The organism is Vreelandella venusta, from assembly GCF_007989605.1.
Taxonomy (GTDB): domain Bacteria; phylum Pseudomonadota; class Gammaproteobacteria; order Pseudomonadales; family Halomonadaceae; genus Vreelandella; species Vreelandella venusta.
In genome coordinates this window covers 1-1,510 of the sequence record NZ_BJUL01000054.1, presented here as the reverse complement: position 1 = coordinate 1,510, position 1,510 = coordinate 1, and the positions used below count along the sequence as shown (strand labels likewise).

The following is a 1,510-nucleotide window of genomic DNA, read 5'->3' as shown; positions in this document are numbered from 1 at the left end:
AGGCGGACGCGGTGGCGATGAACTGCCCACGCTCTTTGTCGATGGCGCGCAGCATTTCATCGACCCAATGCTTGTGGTGCAGCACGTAGAGCCCTTCGTCTTCCGGAGAGGCGCCGCTGAGCAGAGGCTTCATGTCGATTGCTTGAGCATCTTCATCGGCGCCTTCGATCCATTGCTGAGCCCCTCGCGAGAGGTCATTCCATTCGGCCAGCGCACCGTTGTAGCCTTCTTGGCAGGCACGGAACTCTTCAAGATCGTCCGGGGTGCCCATACCGGAGACGTTGAAGAAGTCTTCGTACTGGCGGATGCGCAGCGCGCGATCCTCGGCGCTCTCGCCTTTGGGCGCGAAGCAATAGATGGTGACTTCGCTTTTATCCACGGCGATCGGGCGAATCACACGAATCTGCGTGGAGAACTGGTCCATCAGGTAAACATTGGGGTAGAGGCAAAGGTTGCGCGTTTGGTTGACGATGGAGTCGGCGCGCGCCGCACCAAGTTGTTCTTGAATCCAGTCTTTGTGCTGATAGACGGGACGCACTTCAGGATTGAGCAGCCGGGTCCACAGCATCATGTGGCCATTTGCATAAGAGTAGAAACCGCCTTTGCTCTTCGACCAACCGTCAGCATCGACGGATTTCGTGCCGCCCGCGTCATAATTACGCCGCTCCATGGTGGAGGCGTAGTTCCAGTGCACGGAGCTAACGTGATAGCCGTCAGCACCGTTCTCAGCCCCGAGTTTCCAGTTGCCGCTGAAGGTATACGACGACGTGCCGCGTAAAATTTCCAGGCCTTCGGGGGCTTGGTCGACGATATTGTCGATGATCTTGGTGGTTTCACCCAGGTGCTGTTCGAGCGATTGAACGTCGTCGCTCAAGCTGCCGAACAAGAAGCCTTTGTAGTTTTCAAAACGCGGTAGGCGTTTGAGGTTGTGGGAGCCATCTTGCTTGAAGTTGTCAGGGTAGGCGCCGACTTTTTCATTTTTAGCTTTGAGCAGTTGGCCGTCGTTCTTGAACGTCCAGCCGTGGAACGGGCAGGTAAACGTGCCTTTGTTACCCCGTTTGCGGCGGCACAGGGTGGCGCCGCGGTGGGCGCAGGCGTTAATCAGGCCGTGCAGCTCGCCCTGCTTGTCGCGGGTGATGATTACCGGTTGGCGGCCCATGGTAACGGTCATGTAGTCACCCGGCTCGGCGACCTGGCTCTCGTGGGCCAGAAACAGCCAGTTGCCTTCGAAGATGTGTTTCATCTCCAGCTCGAAAAATGCTGGGTCGGTAAACATGCTGCGGTGACAGCGGAAGATGCCATTGGCGGGGTCGTCTTGGACGGCACCGCGCACACGGGCTTCGAGCTGATCAAGCTGCGTGGTCATGATCTCTCTCCTGGTATTTGTTTTGTCACGCGGTTAGAACTTCAAGGCGAGCCAAGGGATGAGCCCGCCTGATGCAAGGTGTGGCAGTTAAACCTTGGCCGTACCGGCGAGCTGGCTGGCGCGGTCCTGCTCATCCTCTTTGGC

The 1,510-nt window shown here is 57.7% G+C and carries 1 protein-coding gene; it reads right to left on the bottom strand.

Annotated elements, in window-relative coordinates:
* On the bottom strand, window positions 1-1,366 hold a 1,366-nt coding region (locus HVE01_RS19720), incomplete at its 3' end, for a Rieske 2Fe-2S domain-containing protein (RefSeq protein ID WP_146945490.1).
* Window positions 1,367-1,510: the final 144 nt, after the last annotated feature.